This window comes from Mycoplasma sp. 3686h (assembly GCF_056781225.1).
The window spans coordinates 1-21,884 of the sequence record NZ_CM165562.1 but is presented as its reverse complement, the minus strand read 5'-3'; the positions used below and the strand labels follow the sequence as shown (position 1 = coordinate 21,884).

Annotated in this window: 14 protein-coding genes; 2 read left to right on the top strand and 12 right to left on the bottom strand. The window is 26.1% G+C overall.

The window, feature by feature from the left end:
- Together AC1RP9_RS00070 and AC1RP9_RS00065 are read right to left on the bottom strand one after the other, a co-directional pair.
- Entirely contained in the window at positions 1-726 is a 726-nt protein-coding gene (locus AC1RP9_RS00070; protein WP_481822366.1) for a TrmH family RNA methyltransferase, read from the bottom strand.
- Positions 701-1,243 (bottom strand): tRNA (cytidine(34)-2'-O)-methyltransferase, encoded by a 543-nt coding sequence (locus tag AC1RP9_RS00065; RefSeq protein ID WP_481822364.1) that lies wholly within the window; start codon positions 1,241-1,243, stop codon positions 701-703. The genes AC1RP9_RS00070 and AC1RP9_RS00065 overlap by 26 nt, the downstream gene beginning before the upstream one ends.
- Before the next feature lie 103 nt (positions 1,244-1,346).
- Between AC1RP9_RS00065 and AC1RP9_RS00060 the strand changes: the two genes are divergently transcribed.
- Positions 1,347-2,318 carry a DNA methyltransferase family protein gene (locus AC1RP9_RS00060; protein ID WP_481822362.1) on the top strand — a complete coding sequence of 324 codons (972 nt, stop codon included), beginning with the start codon at positions 1,347-1,349 and terminating at the stop codon, positions 2,316-2,318.
- 24 nt (positions 2,319-2,342) lie between these two features.
- Here the strand turns inward: AC1RP9_RS00060 and AC1RP9_RS00055 are convergent, their stop codons facing one another.
- The 3 genes from AC1RP9_RS00055 to AC1RP9_RS00045 are packed head-to-tail and all read right to left on the bottom strand — an operon-like array spanning position 2,343 to position 11,826.
- On the bottom strand, positions 2,343-2,993 hold the full coding sequence (locus AC1RP9_RS00055) for a hypothetical protein (protein ID WP_481822360.1): 651 nt from the start codon (positions 2,991-2,993) through the stop codon (positions 2,343-2,345).
- Positions 2,993-3,949, bottom strand: coding sequence for an ABC transporter ATP-binding protein (locus AC1RP9_RS00050; RefSeq protein ID WP_481822358.1), 957 nt, complete (start codon positions 3,947-3,949; stop codon positions 2,993-2,995). Before AC1RP9_RS00050 ends, AC1RP9_RS00055 begins: the two co-directional genes overlap by 1 nt.
- Positions 3,949-11,826 carry an FtsX-like permease family protein gene (locus AC1RP9_RS00045; protein WP_481822356.1) on the bottom strand — a complete coding sequence of 2,626 codons (7,878 nt, stop codon included), beginning with the start codon at positions 11,824-11,826 and terminating at the stop codon, positions 3,949-3,951. The genes AC1RP9_RS00050 and AC1RP9_RS00045 overlap by 1 nt, the downstream gene beginning before the upstream one ends.
- 190 nt (positions 11,827-12,016) lie before the next feature.
- Here AC1RP9_RS00045 and AC1RP9_RS00040 point away from each other — a divergent pair, with 190 nt between their 5' ends.
- Positions 12,017-12,964, top strand: coding sequence for an L-lactate dehydrogenase (locus AC1RP9_RS00040; protein ID WP_481822354.1), 948 nt, complete (start codon positions 12,017-12,019; stop codon positions 12,962-12,964).
- Positions 12,965-13,076: 112 nt separating this feature from the next.
- On the opposite strand, the gene ftsH is transcribed toward AC1RP9_RS00040, so the two are convergent.
- The 7 genes from ftsH to AC1RP9_RS00005 form a co-directional block, all read right to left on the bottom strand.
- On the bottom strand, positions 13,077-15,104 hold the full coding sequence (gene ftsH / locus AC1RP9_RS00035; protein WP_481822352.1) for an ATP-dependent zinc metalloprotease FtsH: 2,028 nt from the start codon (positions 15,102-15,104) through the stop codon (positions 13,077-13,079).
- A gap of 82 nt (positions 15,105-15,186) precedes the next feature.
- Complete coding sequence (gene tilS, locus AC1RP9_RS00030; protein WP_481822350.1) at positions 15,187-16,059, bottom strand: tRNA lysidine(34) synthetase TilS; 873 nt, start codon at positions 16,057-16,059, stop codon at positions 15,187-15,189.
- On the bottom strand, positions 16,046-16,609 hold the full coding sequence (gene pth / locus AC1RP9_RS00025) for an aminoacyl-tRNA hydrolase (RefSeq protein WP_481822348.1): 564 nt from the start codon (positions 16,607-16,609) through the stop codon (positions 16,046-16,048). Before pth ends, tilS begins: the two co-directional genes overlap by 14 nt.
- Positions 16,609-18,837, bottom strand: coding sequence for an ATP-dependent DNA helicase (locus tag AC1RP9_RS00020; protein ID WP_481822346.1), 2,229 nt, complete (start codon positions 18,835-18,837; stop codon positions 16,609-16,611). The genes pth and AC1RP9_RS00020 overlap by 1 nt, the downstream gene beginning before the upstream one ends.
- Before the next feature lie 55 nt (positions 18,838-18,892).
- Entirely contained in the window at positions 18,893-19,108 is a 216-nt protein-coding gene (locus AC1RP9_RS00015; RefSeq protein WP_481822344.1) for an RNA-binding S4 domain-containing protein, read from the bottom strand.
- A gap of 8 nt (positions 19,109-19,116) precedes the next feature.
- Positions 19,117-20,232, bottom strand: coding sequence for a DNA polymerase III subunit beta family protein (locus AC1RP9_RS00010; protein ID WP_481822342.1), 1,116 nt, complete (start codon positions 20,230-20,232; stop codon positions 19,117-19,119).
- Positions 20,233-20,363: 131 nt separating this feature from the next.
- A complete protein-coding gene (locus tag AC1RP9_RS00005; RefSeq protein WP_481822340.1) occupies positions 20,364-21,779 on the bottom strand; it encodes a DnaA ATPase domain-containing protein in 1,416 nt (471 codons plus the stop codon).
- Between the last annotated feature and the right edge of the window lie 105 nt (positions 21,780-21,884).

Genomic DNA, 21,884 nt, shown 5'->3' with positions numbered 1-21,884 from the left:
CTACTCTTTATTATAAACTTTATTTAACACTATTGCAGCACAACATGCTACATTCAAGCTTTCAAACGCTATTGGTATATAGATTTGTATGTCGCTGATATCTTGTATTTCTTTAGATATTCCTTGTCCTTCATTTCCTAATACGATTGCTATTTTTGAATCTCTAAAATTTATTTGTCCCAATTTTTGTGCATTTTTGTTTAAAACTGTTGAATAAATGGTAAAACCTTGCTCTTTTAAAGAAATTAAAAATTCTTTAGAATTATTAATTTTGAAGACATTTAAATCAAATAATGCTCCTTGACAAGAACGTATCACTTTATCGTTGTAAATATCAAAATTTTCAATTGCAACGCTATCAAAATCAAAAGCTTTTGCTAGTCTTAAAATAGTTCCAATATTTCCTGGGTCTTGCAAATTATTTAAGAATAATATCTTATTCATTTGATTTTTAGGTTTAATAAATTTACACTTTGCTATTATATTTTGTGGACTTTGGGTAAAAGATAAATGTTGAATAATTTCTTTTGAAACTAGGATTGAATTTTTATATTTAGGATTTTGATAATACTCGATTATTTCAGTTACTAAGTTATGTTTTAGTGCTTCTTCAACTAGATGATACCCTTCAATTAAAAAGCTTTGCTCTTGATTACGATACTTTTTTTGCTTTAGTTTTGCTAATTCCTTGATTTTTTGATTATTTTTGCTCTTGATGATTTCCATTAATTAAAAAATATTTTCCTTTTTCTATTTCATATTTAGATAAATCCTGAAAATTAAGCTGTCTCATAATTTCAAATCCAACAATACTTACACAATTTGCTAAATTAATTGAACGCATTGCACTTACCATTGGAATTCTTAAGCAATTATCAATATTATTTTGTAAGATTGCTTTATCAATCCCTGTTGATTCACGACCGAACATTATTCATAATTCTTTGTTTTTTTCAAACTCTTGTTGATAATTAACATCAGAATAAGTTTTAAGTCCATATCTTGTAATATAAAAGATATTTTTATCTTTATATTTATTATAAAATTGCTCATAATTAGCATGAACTTCGTGTTGGATATCTGAAAGCATTCTACCTGCTCCATATCTTCTTAATCACTTAGGATGTAAGTCAAAACCAAGTGGTTTGATAATGTGTAATTTAGCTCCTATTGCAAAACATGTACGAATAATGTTCCCTGTATTTGGACAAATTTCTGGTTGATATAAAACAACATTTAGCATTTTTTAATTATATAACATTTAAAATTTTGTTAAATTAGCATAAATTTTACATATGTTAAAAAGGGTTTGATAAATGTGTTACAATGATAATATAAGGGGTTTTATGAATAAAATAAAGAACGGTCAATTTTTTACAACAAAAAACGTTTTCAAGGATAATATAGTTTTTCAAGATTTTATGAATATCTACAATTTATGGAATAAAAAATTGCTCGAACCATTTGCCGGTTCTAATTTATTGGTTGATTTTATCAAAGAACACAACCCTGATATTCAATACGATTCTTTTGATATCGAACCTCAAAATGTCAACGTTCAAAAAAACGATAGTATTAATAATTGGTTTTATAAGGATTATGATTTTGTAGTTACCAATCCCCCTTATTTATCTAAAAATTCTGCAAAAAGAATGAACCTTTTCGTCGATAATTTTAAAGGTTTTGATGATTTATATAAAATTTCGTTATGAAAATGTATTCAAAATATTCGATTTACAATCGCTATAATTCCAGCTACCTTAATCCACAGTAATAGAAAAAAAGATCAAAAATTAATTTCTAAACTTGTTGCATTTCAGTTAATACCTGATAAAAATAATTTTGAGGACACAGAACATCCAGTTGCAATAGCTTATTTTGATAACCAAAAAACAACTTTGGATTTTTTGTTGTACGAAGGAAATAATTTAATTAATTCATTCGATAGTTTAAAAGATATCGAAAAAAACATTTTAGTTCAAAAAAATAATTGACAAGTAATTTTTAATACTGATATTAACCATAATTTATCGGTTGTTTGTTGCGATAATACAAAGGATTTGAACAATATTGGTTTTAAAAATAATTCATTTTTGTCAGAAATAAAATCTAAATCAACTGATAGACACAAAGTAAAAATTTCAGTTTTAAACCAAATTGATAAGCAATTTATTGATAAACTTAATGATAAAATCAATGAATTAAGAAATAATAATTGCGATTACTTATGAGCTCCGTTTAAAGGTGTTTCTCAGATGAATAAATATCGAAGAAGAATTGATTTTAGAACTGTAAGAAGAATTATTAATTCAATATAAAAAGTCACTTAGCTAAGTGACTTTTTATATTGAATTTTTTGTTAAATTTTTTATATCTTCTATTATTGTATCTATATTTGTGATTATAATGTTTGGATTTACTTTTTTAAGCTCTTTGATTTTATTTGGTTTATAATAATCTCCATCCAAACAAAATATAACTTTGTTAACCGTAAAATGTCCAATTTCCTTTATTTGATTCATTACATCATAAAACTGATTATCTTGTGCTCCACCTGATACCTCGGTATACTTGTGAACAACGAACAAATCTTGTTTTTCTGAGAATATTTTAAAATCAAGCGATTTTACATTTGTTGGTTTTTTGTCTAAATTTGTAATTATTTTATCATTAATTAAATAATAAGCATTATTTCCGTGATTAGGTAAAATTATAGTTTTTAAATTTGCTTGAGTTAAGTGTTTCAACAATATTCTTTCATAAATATTTTGTCTTTTAGGATCTTTCATTAAAACACTGATTGTGAAATCATCTAAATTTAGTAATTTCTCACAAATCTTTTCTCTTTCCTTTTCATCCAAGAAACATCTTTCTGAAAAAAGTTCCACCTTTTTAAGTAAGTTACTATCTAAACCAATTTCCTTGATTTTAGACTTGAGTTTTTCGCGCTCTTGAATTCAAAGTTTTTTAATTTCTTTTTGATATTTATCCATTAATCAATTTTTATATCTTTAGGATGTCTAGTATTTTTGTTAGTTAGTATTTTTGTAATTTTCCCATGAGCAACATGGACAACTCGATCAGCAATTGGAGCAATTGAAGGATTATGAGTAACCATAACTATTGTTGTATTGTTTTTTTTGTTAATATCATACAAATAACTTAAAACAATTTCTGACGTTTTATCATCTAAAGCACCAGTGGGTTCATCAGCAAAAATAATTTCAGTGTTTTTAGCTAAAGCTCTTAAAATTGAAACTCTTTGTTGCTGACCACCTGACATTTGTGATGGAAATTTATATTTTACATCATCCATATCAAAGTTACTGAATAATTGATCTATATCAATTTTCTTATTCTTATCTTTTTGTAAATAAGCTCCTGTTTCAACATTGTCATAAGCTGATAAATTTTGTAATAAATTATAGTTTTGGAAAATAAAGCTAATGTGCTCTCTTCTAAATAGTGTTAATTGATTGTCGCTTAAATAAGGTAAATTCACATCACAAACAATTACGTGCCCTTTTGAAGGACGATCAAGTCCACTAATTAAGTTTAATAGTGTACTTTTTCCTCCACCAGATTTACCATAAATCATAATGAATTCTCCACGATTTATGGTTAAAGAAATATTTTTTAACACTCGTGTAATTTTAGTTCCAGATAAATAATATTTACTGACATCTTTCACTTCAATGATAGCATTAGGACTATTTTTTAGGTCTTTAAATTCATCTTTTTGTCGTTTAGAGTTAGTTGCACGAGTTAATTTTCGAGCAATTGAATGATCAACAATAAAGTTATTGTTTTCGCTATCACCATCTAAAATATCAAAAACATTTTTCTTATTTATTTTGATGTTTGTATTTTTATTTGTGATTTGAACAATATCTTTATTTTCGTTGTTTTGTTCATTAATTGTGGGTTTTGGTTTCTTTTTAAAAAACATTATTTACCTTTCAATAAGTCAATTGCTTTAATTTTATTAATATTTCTTCACGAAATAATTGAAGTAATCATAAAGACCGCAAAAATCAAAATAAATGTTAATCCAACGCTAAATAGCGAAAGAGTAAGCGGAATTGCAATTGAGGCTGCATTAGTTAAAAATCCACTAAAGAAGACAATCAATCCATACGTAATTGGAATTGATAATAAAATTGAAATGAGAATAAATGGAACATAAATTCCAAAGAACATTCGAATTTTTTCTCTTTGTGAATATCCTAAAATAGTTCAAATTGCAATGTTTTTTTCATTTTCATTAATTAAAATAGTTGACACAATAATAAGAATAATCATTGAAACTATAAATGTTAATAAAGTAATAAAAGTTACTATAATTTGCACTGTTTTAGCAATAGTTGTTGTAAATCCAACTTCAATATCTTTTGAATCAAGCGATTGAGCGGTAGATACATATACAATATTGTTAAATGGCTGAGCAAATTTTTGAATTACACCTTCTGGATTTTTTCTCGCTTCTTCAAAAACCTCTTTAGGAGTTTTTTCATCTGGGTTAAATCCTGGATTAATAAATCTTGCTATTTTATTATCGTCTCATCCTCATTTTGCTAATAATCCTTCTGAAGGAAGGTTTGGATTAGTTGTTTTAGTTGAGAATAAAGCATCATAAATATTTTGTTTTTCCACTAAAGTCGATGATTTAACATCAAAACTTTGCAATGCACCAAGATATCCAGAATATGAATAAACAGAAGCTGAATTAAGCAATTGTTGGGGGATTGTGTCTTTAGATAAAATTCCATTAAATGGACCATAATCAGAATTATTTAATTTATCTAATCCGGTAATTTTATCGGCTGCACTTTTAGGAATAATAAATTCATTATTAATAAAAGTTGGATTAATTCCAATAACTTTGAATTTGTATTTGTGTTTAGGATCTTCTTTTACTGGTTCAAATTTTTCTTGGAAACGAGTTACATTATTTTCAACAGGTAATTCTATTTCCTTTCCAATAGACAATTTATACTTATCTTTAACCACATTGTTAATTACCAATGGAATTGGTTGTTCTATTGGTTGATTATTTTTGTATGAATCATTTAATAATTTTAGTAAATCAACTCCATTTTCATCAATTAATTTAATATATTTACTGTCTGGTCTATATGCATAAAGACGAATTGGGTCTTTATCATTATATTTTGATTCTACATATGTATATGTTTCATCTTTATCTTTATTAAAGTAAATTCCATTAAATGAAACAAAATAATCATTTAATAAACTTCCTGTAGGAATTTTTGAGTATGCATTAACAAGAAATTGACGATATTCATCCCTAAATCTTGTAGTACTAATAACAAAATCTTCATATTGATTTTCTAATTCGTTTCATTTAAGGTAGTAGAATTTACCTTCTAATGGATTTTGAATATTTTGTACATAATGGAAAAAGTCTTTTTTGCTCTTACCGGTTTCTTTTAAATTGAGTGTATTATCTTTATTAAAGACAACAAATGGTTGTGTTTTTTCAAGTAATAAACCGACTTGATTTCTTAATTTACTAATTCTTGCTTTTTGTGAATCGGGTAAATTATTGTAAATTAAAGTTCATGGATCGGTTGAAATAGCCGCATCAATTTTAAGGTTTACCGAAAATTGGGTAATAACGTGTGCATCAAATTCACCCGGATCTCCGTTTTTACCATCAACATTTATTGCGTTCGACTTACCAACTTGGAAATACGAACTTTGAGTTTGGTTAAATTCAGAAATATTCCCTATTGGAACATATAGATTATTTTCGACATTATTATTAAACGGCATTATCGCTCCACCTTCAATTGTTGGAGTGACTAAGTCTAATTTATATGAATAATCACGATTTTGATATGTTTTATTGATTGATTTTTCAAAGACACCAAAGGTTGAAAATTGAAAAATTGTTGCAATACTTGTAAGAATAATGCTAAATCCAAACGCTGATAATTTTCAAAAACTATTAAAAATTAATGAAGCTGAAAACTTGGTTTTAATATTATTTTTTCTAAATAATTTTTGATATCTCTGTTGTAAGTTTCCAATTGACAAATCAGCAATTCCGCCCATTAATTCAATTGCTTTTCATTTCAATGAATAAATAGTAATAAAGAAAATAAGCAATGACATTCCAAAAAGCGGAAGAATTACCGTTAGCGCAAATGATGTAAACGAGAATGAAAGAGTTTCAATCGGAATCGTTCAGTAAGCTGAAATAACCTGGATTCCTAATGCTTGATTAATAAATCCGGCTAAGTATCCTGAAATTCCTCCTATAAATGAGGTAATGAGTGCAAATGCAGTCATTGAAAGTGCAATTTGTGTTTTACTATATCCTTGAGCAATTAAAATCCCAAGTACTTTATTTTTGTTTGAAACATATCTTTTAATAATAAAAATAATTGAAATTGAAACAATAAAAATCATTAAAAACGATAGTTGATACGAAATTGTTGAAACTGATTTAATAATCTTTTCTATAACCGAAACCCTTAATGAACGTTCAGGATTTAATCCATCCACTGAATCATTAATTAAATAAGTTCGTTGTGTTTTGTTCGGATCGTCAATTGTTTTTTGAATAATATTTTCTTCAATATCATCTCTAAGTTTATTTAAATCTACATTTTTTGGAGCTTTAACTACTAAATATTCTTTAAGAGCATTTCCAATATATGAATATCTAATTCTTGAAAAACCTTTATCGTTAACATATAAAATCGCTTGATTTTGAGTATCAACTTGTAAATTCGCTTCGTCAATTACTGGATATAAATAATCATATGAACTATCATCGCCAACAATAATGAATTTAGAACCATTAATTTCAATTAGAAAATCTTTATCTATTTTATTCAATAAAGCTTGAACTAAAGCAGGATCTTCAGGAATTGTTCCAGTATAAACTTTCTTGTTGTTTTTTGATAATCAAGCATAGTTTGCTTTAACTACATAAGAAGAGCTTTGACTAAAGGTGAGGAAATTATTTGACACAATTGGTGCAGTAATCGCATCCATTGAAGCAATAATAAAATCTAATAAGTTAATTCCAAAAACTTGATATTGTCCATTTAAATAATCTGGATTTTTCTTTTGTCAAGTAAAAAAGTCATCATCAATAGCAATTGCAAAAGTATAATCACTTTCAATAGTTGAATTAAATGTTCTTTGAGTTACAAAGCTTTTGATTCAATCTTCAAACTCATTAATTGATTTTTTAGCAACTTGTTCAAAATTAGTTAATTTATTTTTAATAAAGTAAGCTAAGTTAATGTTTTTTGATACTGAAGATTCAATATCATCAGTATTGGTTAAAAATCAAATTAAAAGTTGTGGATAAAAACTAATTAATAATGGATTTAGCACTACATCAGGAATTCCGATTGATGAAAGCGAAAAACTTGGAAATGAACTTAAAATTTTGTCAATATCTTGATAATTTTCTTTGGTTAAAGGATTATCTAAAAATCCATTAATAAAATTATCTATAACAATTGATTCTAGACCATTATATTCAATCTTTGTTCCGTCAATTGAAACTTCTTTAACATTAAAGAATATTTGTGAGGCAGCTATTTGTGAGAATGCTACTGTTCAACCAAACTCGTGTTTTTCAATTGTTTGAGCAAATTCAGGATATTGTTTAATTAGCTCATTTAATTTTGAGTTTGTATATTCACCGTTACTTTTAGCAAAAAATAATTCTTTCATTTTGTTTGGGTTAGCTAATGAACGCGATACTCCAAACTTAGTTTGCTCAGCTAAAGCAATATTTTGTGAACTCGGCGGAAATAATTCAAAACTATTAAAAGAATCAATTACTTCTTTTGAATTTGCAAACTCTAATCATTTTTTTAAAAAATCAATTTTGCGTTTATGTGATACGTTTGGTAAATCCTTATATAAATTTCATCATTCGCTAAAAATTGGATAAATATATTGCATATATGCATATTGATCTAACGAACTATTTGCAATTAATTTATCAATTACTTCTTTAATCAACCCATATAAAGGAACAGAAGCGAAATTAGTATTGTAATTTTTAAAGAAATATCCTAATGTCCCCAGACTTAAATTATTTCTGTATTTTAAGTCAGAAGGGTTAATGTTAAATAATGTAAGAATTCCTTCTCATTTATTAATAAGATCTTTTAATTCTTTGTTATTTAAATCTTGATCAGGTTTTAACCCCATAAATGTGGTTAAAATGTGTTTTTGCTCTTTTTTTAGTGAATTATATTTTAGTTCGTTTAAATTTTTAATCGAATTTAGAACTGTGTTTATTGATTTTACAACACCTAATGATGAATTGCTAGAAGTCCCAGAATTACCTGAATTAGCAGGTTCAGAAAAATTTAACAAATCAAAGAAACCTAGTTTTTGATCATCATTTATTGGAATGTTGAAATATTTTTGGTCAGTAATTCTAATTGAAGTTCCTTTATTTGATAAATTAAACATTTTAACAATTTGATCTTTAAAGGTTTTATCAGCACTCGGGATATTGAAAAAAGCTTTAAAGAATGAATAATAAATGTCAAAATTATTTACTGAACCAGCAAAATAATATTTAGTTACCAATTCGTTTTGACCGGTAATGTTATTAACCACTAAGTTTGTGTTATCAAAATTGTTTAGTTTAATGTTTTTTGATAAAGTTTTTAAAAAGATATTTAAATCAAATGAATTAATAAAAAATTTAATTCCATCAATAAAATTACTATATTTTTTACCCGGCGGGTTGTTTGGATCGTTAATTTTTGAAACAATCGAATTAACTGTTGTGTCATTAAAAGGTAAAAACGATTTTAAAAGTGCTTTAATTCCACTTGGAGATTCGAATAAGGCAATAGTATTAATATTATCTAAAATTTTATAAATACCATTTTTAATCACGCTTTGATTTGAAGTTTCAAATAATCAAACTAAAATTTCTGTGATACTGATTTTTCTTTCTCTTTCAATACCATCTCTTATTTCTTTTTTGTTGTACTCTTTTTCTAAGAAATCTTCAACTTTATCCGAAAAGCTTCTAAAATCAAATCCAGAAATAATTTCTCTTAAAGCTTGTAAAACAACTTTTGGATCTTTAACAAAGTCGATTAAACTTACTGGATCAATAATTTTATTAAAATCAAATCCAAATAGATTATTAATAAATTTGTATAAGTGCTCTAATTGTGTTTTAAGATAAGCATTTTGTTGTTTTAAGGTGCCTTGTTCTTGTAAAATTGTGATTAAACGTTGTAGTATTGAATCAAGGATTTTTGATAAATAATCACCTTTAGGATTGTGTGATAAATGATATATAAAATCTAAAATCATTTTTGGAACAATAATTAAATTAATATTCCCAGATGAAAATATTTTAGCAAAATCATTTTTATTTATAGTGTAATTGGCTGCTTCTATAAAAGCATAAACCTCTTCTTTAGTGATGAAACCATTTAAAATTAAACCTGATTCATAAAGGGTTTTTTGAATGTTTTCTAATGCTAATGAAAGTGAGTTTTTGTTTAACGCTTCTTGTAAAATATCAAATCTAGGTCCTCGGTAGTAAAAAGGAACTGAGACAATATTTGGAAATTGTGGGTCAACCCTTCCTCATCCGTTTGGATTTACATAGCTTAATCTTAAAGTTCATTTTTTATTAAGCATGTATTGATAAAGTTGCTCATCGTTTAAAATTCCATTTATATTTTCTTTTAAACTAACATTTACTCAATGAGAAAAACTTCCATACTCATTATTAACTGCTTTAAGTAAAATGAAATTTTGATAATCTTTAGTAACAGTAACTCCATAACCATTAAAATTATTGATTAATTTTGTGTTTTCAGGATTTTTTTCATCCTCTATAAAATTACTGAAACGATAGGTTTTTTTAGCATTATATGTAACCGAACTATTATTATTAAAATCAGTAAAAATAATGTCATCATAATTATAATCAGGGATTAAATATTCTTGAACTGGACTTATATTCCCTTTTCCGTTGACTAAAATTTCTTTAGCAACAAAAGTATTAATTTGCTTAGTTTTAAAAAAATCATCAATAGGTTTTGAGGTTTGGGTTAAAGCGGTTTTATTTTTACTTTCGTTAATTAATTTATCAACATTTAATTCAATACCATTAATTTGATTTAAATTATCCCCAACATTAACAAAGTGAAAAACACTTTTTTTTCCTTTTTCATCTACTGAATCAACAGTAGTAGTTTGTCTTATACCAACATTATGTTCAATATCTTTACCATCTTTACCGCCAACTAAATTAATTACTTGATTAGTAATATTTTTTTTGGTAATTGATAAAGCTCCATCGCGAATACTTTTAATAATATTTTCTTTATACAATTTTGAGGTTAAAACTTTATATTCTTGTTCGTTAACTTGACTAAAACCTTCAATTTGTGCAATAGTTTGTTCTTTGGGTGTTACAAAATTATTTAAATTTACTCCTTGTGGTTGTTCATTTGCTGGAGCTAATTTTAACTTAATTTTATTAATATCATCTATTGATAAAGTTAAATTGGAGCTATTGAGTAATGATTGTGTTTTTTGTTCATTCCCATTTTTATCAAAGTGAGTTACATAACGATTAATCATTTTATCTCAATATGCAAATCGACTATATTGAGCTTTTAAATTATTATCATCACTATTAAAAATGTTTGAAATATAAGTTTTGTACGAACCTGTTCATTTATCTTTGTTTTGTTCATCATATGTAGTTGTGTATAACCTTCTTTGGTAAAAAGTGTCTTCTTTTTCTATAGCAGCTCATTCAGTTGGCACTAAATAATTTTGATTAGCTTGAAATGTAAAAGAACGTGTTACATCAATAGAAATATCTTCATCACCAAAAAGTTGTTTATATGAAAAGTTGTGATTTAAAAAAGTGTTATAATGTTCTTCTAAATTAGTAGTATCAGTTGGAAAATTAACTAAAACAGGATTTTTTGATAAATCTCTAACAAAAACAAATTCATTATCTTTTATATGAGTAAGACCAAATAATTTTGCTAAATTATTACCAAAAATTTTATAAACTTGTTCTTGTTCTTCTCATTGTTTACCTTTAACAAAATCAAAAGTAAGTTGATTGGTTTTTAAATTCACAAACAAAACAGGTAATTGCGAAAAATAAATAGTGTCGTTATTTTTTTCAATATTCAATAAATTTGAAATCTTGTAATTTTGATCGAAAACAAAATCCTGATTTTTATTAGCATTTAATTTTGTTTTATAAATATCAAATTGATCATTATCTTTTGAATAAGTAGTAAACGAATAATTTTGATTAATTTTAAAGCTTTTAATTGGTTTTGAATAATTTAAAATAATTCCTTGTTGTGAAAAACTAGGATCTGAAAACGAATTATAAAACTTAATAAATTCATTCTTACAAATATATTTATTAGAAAACTCACTAGCATTCCCAACAAAACTAGCTAAATTAATATAATTATCGTTAATTAATTCTGTTGAAATAATATTTCGATTTAAAGTATATTGTCCAGAAATGTAATTTAACGGTTTATCATAATAGATTCCTCCATTAAATTGGGTGAGACCGTTAATATAATAACCATCATTAAAAAAAGTACCTGAGGATGGAATATTTAAATCCACAGTTAAATCATGTCCGTTTGAAAGCGTTTTATATTTATTATATTGCACTTTCATAACCTTGCTCATATCATGGAATAAAGTAAAAATCCCTGACGAAAGAAAAATTAAAATAGTGAGACCTATTAAGGTTACTTTATTCCTTTTAAGAGAGCGAAAAACTTCTTTAAATAAATTTCACATTTTAACCTCGTTAATATGTATTTACTAATTTTATAGTAAAACTATTAAAAAGTAAATATTTATTATATTAGATTTACAGTAAAATTACCATAATTTTTAATATTTTGTGGAAATAATGTGGTAATGCTTCTTATTAAGTTATTAAAATAATATAATTAAAGTAAGCAATTAGCTATGAAAGGGTATATATATGAAAAATTTAAAAATTGCAATTATCGGTTCAGGACAAGTAGGAATGAGCTTTATGTACGCTTGTTTTAACCAAGGACTAGGTAGTGAATTCGGTATTATTGACGTAAACGAAAAACTACAAAAAGGAAATGTATATGACTTACAAGACTCAATTGGAAACGCTCCAATTAACGTAAAAGTGGTTAAAGCAAGTTATGAAGACTTAAAAGACTATGACTATATCTTTATTTCAGCCGGAAGACCACAAAAAGTTGGTGAAACAAGATTACAACTAATCGGTTCAAATGCTGCAATTATGAAAAGTATTGGTACATCAGTTAAAGAATCAGGATTTAAAGGAATTACACTTATTGCTTCAAACCCTGTTGACATTATGACTGCTGTATATCACCACACAACCGGATTTGACAAAAACAAAATCATTGGATCAGGAACTATTCTTGATACATCAAGACTTAAATTCGCTATCGCTCAACAATACGGAGTTTCATCACACGATGTTCAAGCATACGTTATTGGTGAACACGGAGATTCTTCAGTATCTGTGATTTCTTCAGCTCGTATCGCAGGATATGAATTGAAAAAATTCTCAACAGGTAATGTAGAAGAAGAATTAAAACAAGTTGAACAAGATGTTAGAGATAGAGCTTACAGAATTATCGAAACTAAAGGTGCTACATACTATGGAATTGGAAATGGTATTGCTAACATTCTAAAACAACTTGTTTACGATACAAAAGCCATTCTTCCTGTTGGAGCATTATTAAATGGACAATACGGAGTTAAAGATATTGTTTTTGGAACACCATGTGTTTTAGGTAAAAACGGAATTGAAAAAGTTCTTGAAGCAACATTAAGTGAAAAAGAACACGAAAAATTAATGAGTTCAGCTAAAATTTTATCTACAAATACAGAAACAGTTCTTAAAGAACTAGGATTTAAATAATTTAAGCATTTTTTTAGTTATACGTAAAAACACAGTCTTTAAAAACTGTGTTTTTCTTCGTTTTGTTGTGTAATGTGCAAAACAAAAGAAAAACTCTTGAACAGAGTTTTTCTTATTTGTTATCATTTGTGTTTGCTATTTCGTCTTTTTGTTCGTTTTCGGTTAATTTAATTAAATTATCTAATTCAAGGTTGTTTTCTTGAACTTTTTGATTTTTAACTTTCTTAGGTGGAAGAGTCATGTGTTTAGCAATATATTCAATTTCTTCAGCAATAATAGTTTCTTGCTCAAGTAATAAAGTTTTAATCAATTCTAATAACTCAAGGTTTTCATTAATGATTTTGGTTGCTAAATCTTTAGCATAGAAAATAATTTTCCGTACTTCAAGGTCAATTTCGTGACTGACTTGGTTTGAAATTCCTCCACCATTTGCTAAGGTTTTACCAAGGAACGGATTTGCTTCTTCATCATGGTATTTAATTGGACCAAGGTCAGACATTCCGAACTCAACAACCATTCTACGTGCGATAGATGTAGCTTTTTTAATATCATCGCTAGCACCAGTAGTAATATGTTTACTTCCGTATTTAATCTCTTCAGCAGAACGACCACCCATAAAGCTTGCAATGGTTGCTAAAAGCTCTTGTTTAGTGTAATTGTACTTTTCGTTTTCAGGCATCATTAAGTTATATCCACCAGCATTTCCACGAGGAATAATGGTGATTTTTTGTACTTTATTTCCTCCTGGAATTTTAATTCCAACTACAGCATGTCCAGCCTCGTGGTAAGCAACTAAAGTTAATTCTTCTTTAGTAATAGTTCTTGATTTTTTAGCTGGACCTGACATAACTCTATCAATAGCTTCATCGATAATTTCAGTAGTAATAACACTAGTATTTTCACGAACCGAAAGTAAAACAGCTTCGTTAATAACGTTTTCAATTTGTGCTCCACTAAATCCAGGAGTTCTACGTGCTAATTTTTCAAAACTAATTGATGAATCAAATCTTTTTCCTTTAGCGTGTAATTTTAAGATTTCTTCTCTTTCTTTAACATCAGGGAGTCCAACAGTAATAATTCTATCAAAACGACCAGGACGTGTAAGAGCAGGGTCTAAAATATCAGTTCTGTTGGTTGCAGCAACAAATAATAGCCCTGAATTTTCTTTTATTCCATCCATTTCGACTAAAAGTTGGTTTAAGGTTTGTTCACGTTCATCGTGTCCACCACCAATCCCACTTCCACGGGTACGACCAATGGCATCAAGCTCATCGATAAAGATAATTGCAGGCGAATGTTTTCTAGCTTCGTTAATTACTTGACGAACTCTTTTTGCTCCCATACCAACAAATAATTCAACAAAGTTAGAAGCTGAAACAAAGTAGAATGGAACCGAAGCTTCTCCAGCAGTTGCTTTTGCTAAAAGAGTTTTTCCAGTCCCTGGAGGACCTCCTAAAAGAATTCCGCGAGGCATTCTAGCACCAGCTTGTTCATATTTTTTAGGATTTTTTAAATAATCAACAATTTCTTTAATTTCTTCAATTGGTTCTTTATTTCCAGCAATATCACTAAATCTTTTGTTAGATTTAATTAATTGTGCAGGACTTTTGTCTTGTCCGAATGCACCACCTTGACCTGACATACTTCTGTTTAAAGATCTAAATATAAAGACTGTAACAATAATAATCAAGATTCAAGGAATCATCGAAATTAAGAATTGAACAAAAATATTTTGTCTTGGAGTTTCGACAGATTTCCCAGCTCCAATTTCGTTCGTAATATTTTGTCCGTTTTGGATAGTACCAGGGAAAATCTCTTGTGGAAAAATTTGCTCTTTACCTACAATAGCTATTAAATCACTTTTATTACCATAAGTAAAAAACGGTGTTACTTTTCCATGGTCTATAAAAACACCACTAATTCTATTTGTGAAAGGATTAGTTGTAATTTGCTTAAAATAAGTTGAATCTGTTGTACTTTGTTTAGCAAGATCAATATTATTGCTTAACTCATTAAGACTTCACTCACTTGCAGATGAATTTAAGCTAGTAATATAATAGACTATTACACCAATAGCAATAGCTAAAACCGCCACTATAATTCCTATGCTAATTAGTCTTCTTTTTTTGTTATTTGACAAAAGTTCTCCCTTCTATAATAGATAGATAAAATTATAAACTTTTTTATTTAATTTACAAGAATTGAATGTTCACATTTTTTGCTTAATTAAAGATAATTAGACCTTTTTGTTTTTTTAAAAATATATTTTTAGATAATTTATAAGAACTAGTTCGATTGTTCGAATTTATAAAACTAATAATCGAGTCTAATTTAGCACTTGAGAGTTTGATATTTACAAAATTTTCATGAATTAAAAAATAAAGAACTTGTTTTTGTTTTTTAAGTTTTTGAAAACACTCTTGTGAATAATTTTCTTTTTTTCAAATATTAGTTTGTTTTTTGATTTGGTAATTGTTAAACAATAAAAAAATGTTTTTTATCCTGTATTTTGTGATTAAAAGTTCTTTATAAATTCAACTTTTATTTTTTAAATACAAGCGAATTTTGTTTCGTTTGTATTTAGGTAATTGATTAGTGTAATCAATAGCATAAGGAATTTTATATTTTAAATTAAATTTAATAATCGCTTTTTTATAATATTTAAAAATTAAAGGACGATAAACATTCAAACCCTTATATTTTGAATGTTTTTTAATTCCTCAATAATTTACTATTTTTTGTTTTTGCTCTTGTAATAAGCACGTTTCTAAAAAATCATCTTTATGATGTGCGGTTAATAAAGTGTTTAAATTATATTTTTGAGCAATTTTGATAAAAAAATCGTATCTAATATTACGTGCTCATTCTTGAAAATTACCTTTTGAATAATCTTGCTTGTTTAAAGTTAATCTTTCTAAAATTAAATTATTTTCTTTACAATATTGAATTACAATTTGCTCATCATTTGACGAATCTTCCCTTTGATTGTAGTTAATAAAAGCTACAATTGGATTTTTATGTTTATATTTATTTAATAAAAACATGCTGTCAGGCCCACCTGAAACAGCAATAATAATTTGATTATTTAACTTCATTTTTCTTTTGATTAAACTTATTCATAATTGTATAAATATCATTTTGCATATACGAAATACATGCTTCAGATGCTACTTCAATTACATTATCCAAAACATAAAATTGTTCTTCAGTAAATTTACTTAATACAAAGTTTTTCAATTCACCTTTAAACGGAGTACTAATTCCAATTTTCATACGCTTAAAATCTGTACTTTTAACCTTTTCAATCACACTTAGTACACCATTGTGACTTCCACCTGAACCACCAACTTTAATGCTTGATTTACCTAGAGGAAAATCTTTTTCATCATGGATAATCAAAATATCATCAACACTAATATTAAAATAATTAGCTAATTGAGATACAAATTCACCTGAATTGTTCATATAAGTCATTGGTTTGGCAATAATTACATTATCTAATTTAACAAACTCACCATTAAATTTACTTTTGTTGAGGTTTATTTTTAATTTTTCGCAAATCCGATCAATAACTAAAAAACCAGCATTATGTCGAGTATATTTATACTCTATTCCAGGATTTCCTAATCCAACAATCAACTTCATTATTCTCCTTGTAAAATATATTTAAAATTGGTTAATATATTTTTTTTATTAGCACTATTTTCAACTAATAAATCCAAATATTCACAATTTGTGGTGGTAACAATGCTTAAATGTTTAATTGCACGCGATGTAGCAGTATAAACTAATTTTTTGGTAATCATAAATTTATATTGTGGATTGATAGCAAAAATAACACTATCTATTTCTGAGCCTTGAAATTTATGAATGGTAATTGCATAAGATAAATTAATTTGATTTCTAAATTCTTCTTCTGAATATTTAACATTAATTATATTTTTGTTCTTTTTAAACTCAATAATAATTGTTTTGACTTTTTTATTCTCTTCAGTTTTAGCGATAATTAATTTCTTAATATAACCTATATCTCCATTATAAATATCATCAGTAATTCGATTCTCTAATTGAATTACTCTATCATTAATTTTGAAATTAATTTCACTATCATTTTTTTTAACTGTGTAAATAATTTCAGAGTCAGGATTAAGTTCTTTTTGAATATTGTTATTTAATTTAATAATTCCTAAAGCACCTTTATATGAAGGTGTAAGTAAAATAACATTATCTAAACCATAGTTTTTAACTTCTTGAATATACAAGTTTGTAATATCATCTAAATAATTATTAGTATTATATTCAAACAAATCAACTACACCTTGTTTAAAGACTGGTAAATGATTTAATTTAACAGCGTTAAAGTGTTGGACTATTTCTTTAAACTCAGTTCGAAAATTCTTTTCTAAAAAAGTAATATTACCTAATTGAAAATCAATAATTTCCTCAAGTAAATTCCCTGGACCTATAGCTGGTAATTGCTCGACATCACCAATTAAAATAATTTTTTCTAAATTTGAACATGCATATAATAATTTAGAAAAAATATTAATATTAACCATTGAAAATTCATCAATAATAACTACTTTTACTTGAGATAAGTTTTTTAATGTTTCATCATCAATCCCACGTTCATTTTTATCAATTTTAAGCATACTATGAATGGTTCGACATTGTTCGTTAATTTTGAGCGAAATGCTACTACTTGCTCTTCCAGTAGGTGCAATAATGAAATAATCAGTTAAATTTTCCATTCCATTTTGTTTTAAAACTTTATCAATGAATTTAATTAAATAACTCTTCCCAGTTCCTGGACCACCTGAAACAACAGAAATATTAAAATTTAAAAAGTTTAAAAAAGCATTTTTTTGTTCATTACTTAAAACATTAAACTCTTCATTGATTGCACTTTTTAACTCTATTGGTGTTTTTTGTTTAATTTCTTTTAATCTCTTGATAATAAATTTTTCTTTTTCATAAGTTGTATTTCTTGTTAAATACGAAATATTATTAATTTGTTTAAAATACACTTTTTTGTGAGAAATTAGAAATTTAAAATTTTCCACCACCTCTTCTTTTTTTAAATTTAATGTTTCGCTAATATTTTTGGCTATATCAACTATATTAATTAATGTCGAATTATTACTTTCTTGATCTTTAAGTAAAAAATCAACATAAGCTTCGAAACGTTTTATGCTGTATTGATTTTGATTATTTTGATAATGATTATCTAAAGACAATGCTAATCGATCAATATCTTTAAGATCTAATTCATATTCTAAATACAAATCATACGGAGAATTGAATTTAAAATATTCTAAAAGTGATATCGAAGGTTTAATTAGTTCAAGAATTTTGGCGTGAAGAAATTGCAAATTATATAAATAAAAAAACTTTTGATCATCAATTTCTTCAGGAGAATTAGAATTTAGAGACGATTCAATTTGAACTAAATTAGAATTGTAATATTTAACAAAGGCTTCTATTTGTTTATCTGATAAAAGTTCCCTTAATTGGTTATAATTTTGATCGATATTTTTAATTAAATTAAAAACTTCTTTGGATCATTTATCATTGATTTTTTTTGCTGTTGTTTTTCCGATTAAAGGGATTTTACAAAAATATTCTTCTCATTTTATTTCATTGCTTTTGGGTACAGGAATAAATAATTCTAATATTTTATTTCCTCCAATGTTTTTTGGATTGTCTTTAAAAGTAATTTCATATAGAACATACAAAATCGGAACGTTGTTCCGAGCGTATAAAACAAAAGATTTACCGTTATTTTCGGGTTTAAAAGTCAAAAGTGCTCAATTTGAATTTTTATCACCTCGAATATACTTAGTAAAAGTTCCTCTTAATTTTTCTGAATCCATAATATTTTAATATTATATTAAATTAAAAATTTAATATAACCTTATTAATTGCTGTCTATTCTTCTTCAGCAACTACTTTAATTAAAGTATCATTAACTCAAACAATGTCGCCTGGTTTAATTTTTGATGATCTTCCTTGTGGAATTTGTCCATTGATTTTAATTGAATTATTTTTTAAGAAAAACTTAGACTGTCCTCCAGTTTGAATTTCTTGAATTTTTTTTAAAAATTGACTTAGTTTAATTGAATCATTTTTAATTTTTACTATCATCTTGCCACCTAAATACGTCTTAATGGAGTTATTAATTGTTTATTATAATTATTATTTTCAGAAACGATCAATAATCGATCTTCTTTTTGACTAATGAAGATATTGATAATTCCATTTTCAAGCACTGAAATAGCATCTTTAATGTATTGGAAATCTAAATCTATTTCAATATCAGCACCTTGTAAAGTGTAATCGTTGGTATGAGCTTCACCGATTCCAATTTCGGGAACTTCATAAATAACTTTAATTTCATTTTGACTAAATGTAAATTGTAATCTTCTTGATTTTTCTGAAGAATAAAATAAAGCTTTACTTATTAATTTTGAAAACTCTTGTTTATCGATTTTAATTGTCCGCGAAATATCAAAATTAAATAAATGTCATATATCCATATAGTTTAAATTAGTAGTTAAAGTTTGTACCACTGTATCAGTATACGAGATTCCAAATTTTCCTTGATTAAAAAACATAAATACTTTTTTATCGGCATCCTTAGTTACAATTCTTTTTAAATTTTTAGCATCAATAGTTAAATTTAAATTTACTGGTTTAGAAACTTTAATACTTTCAGTGCTTAAACGATATGAATCAGTCGAAACAAAACGAATATTGTTTTCTCCATCACTACTTACATTAATACATTTATAAATTAAAGCGTTCAATTTATCACTTGAAACACTTGTTGCGATAGAAGCATTGTTAATAGTTTTCTCTAATTGAACTGAATTAACTTCGGTTCGATTATCTTGATCATTAAAATCGACTTGAGGATATTGATGAATATCTATCTTAGTTAAAGTGAATTTGGTGGTTCCTTCGTAAATATCAATTGAATTTTCATTTAACTTAAAAGTTACATATTTATTAAATTTTTTAATAATGTTTTTTAAAATGGAAGCATTAATTAAAACTTTTCCAACTTCTTCTAAATTAATATTATTTTCTTCAATATCAATTTTCTTACGAGCCGAAATAGTGGCTGATTGAGCAGTAATAGTTAAATAATCAGAATTTATATTAAAAAATAAACAACGAAACGGCATAAATGAGTCCGTTGAGTCAATATAAAGACTTAAAAGTTCAACTATCGGTTCGATTTTGTTTTTCAGAATTGTGAATTTCATAAAAACCTCTCTTGTAAATATATAAATATAATGTTTTGTTAATTTGTGAATAAATAGTAAAAATTCATTTTTGATGTTATTTTTAAACAAAAATCATACTTTTTAAATAAACTAAGCTTGTGAATAATTTTCTAGTTATTTTCAATCTCAGCTTTTAAAGTATCAAAAGTTCGTTTAACTGAAGAGACATCTTTAATCTCAATTTCAAATTTTTTAATTGCATTTAATATAGTGCTGTGGTCTTTATTAAGGATTTGACCAATTTTAGTTGATGAATAATCTAAAATAATCTTCATCAAATTAATTGTCATATGTCGAGCAATTACTATTTCATTTTTTCTTGTCTTAGAATAAATTTCTGAAGGAGTAATTTTATAATAATTGCACACTCTTTCAACAATTTCTTCTGGTGTAATTTTTTTATTTGGGGAAACAAAATCTTTAAAAGCATTCCGCACCACATTAAAAACATAATCGCTATTTAAAATTTCTTTTTTATAAAACTTTAATTTACTAATAGCTCCAATAAGTCCTCTAATTGAACTTGAGTGTCCATTAATAATAAAATTAACACTTTCTTCATCGAACAAATCAATATTTAAATCTTTTTCTTTGTTTAATATTTCGGTAAAAACCTTACGATAATCATCTTTGTTTGGTTTTTGAATTTTAGTTTGAATCCCTGAGCGTAAACGAGTAATTAAACGTTCATCAAATAAGTGTACAATATCTTTAATTTCATATTCTGAAGCAAAAACAGTGAGTTTATTTAACATCATTCGTTTATCGATAACGTTAAATAAAAAGTTTTTAGTAGCTATTTTTTTACCTTCACCAAAAATTTGAAAATCATCAAAAACAATTAAATCCACATTTGAGTAATATTTAAGGATTTTAGAAATCTTATCTTGGTCGTTTTCTTTAATTAAATTAGATATATAAGTCGAAAAATTAAATGGACTAATATAAATACAGGTAGAAGATATTTTATGTGCTTTAAATTCGTTAATTAAAGCTGAAAGTAAGTGTGTTTTTCCAAGACCTGACTTTCCGGATAAATATAAAATATTTACTCCAGTATCTTCATAAGTGATTTTTTTAAAGATATTGAGTGCTTCTTGATTAAAATCACTTTCAATATAATTTTCAAAAGTTAAATGAGAGTTAATTTCTTCGTTTTGAATTTGGATTTTAATTGCTTCTTTAATTCGTTTTTGATTAACTTTGATTTCTTGAACATGTTTTTTATGTTCCTCTAAATTTGTGTTAATAAAATCTCAAACATATTCTTCACCTAAAATTTCTTTTACCGCTGATTCTAGTGCTTGAGTGCATTCATTTTTGTATTTATCTAGATAATAATTTCCTAACTCTAAATTGCTAAAAATAATGTGTTTTTTTTCACATTTAACAATTTTCATTTTCTCGAAAAAGACAGAGTATCAAAGATTATCGACTTTATTAACCAAATTTTCCTTAAACTGGTCGGTTAAAATTTTTAGATCAATTTCGCTAAAACCTGAACTTCCTTTGAGTATCTCTTTCATGTTTTAAATTTTATTATTTAAAAATTAATATGACAAAAGTATTGTGAATAAATAAATTAAACCATTTTTATTCACAATTTTATTCACAACCTAAATAATTAAAAA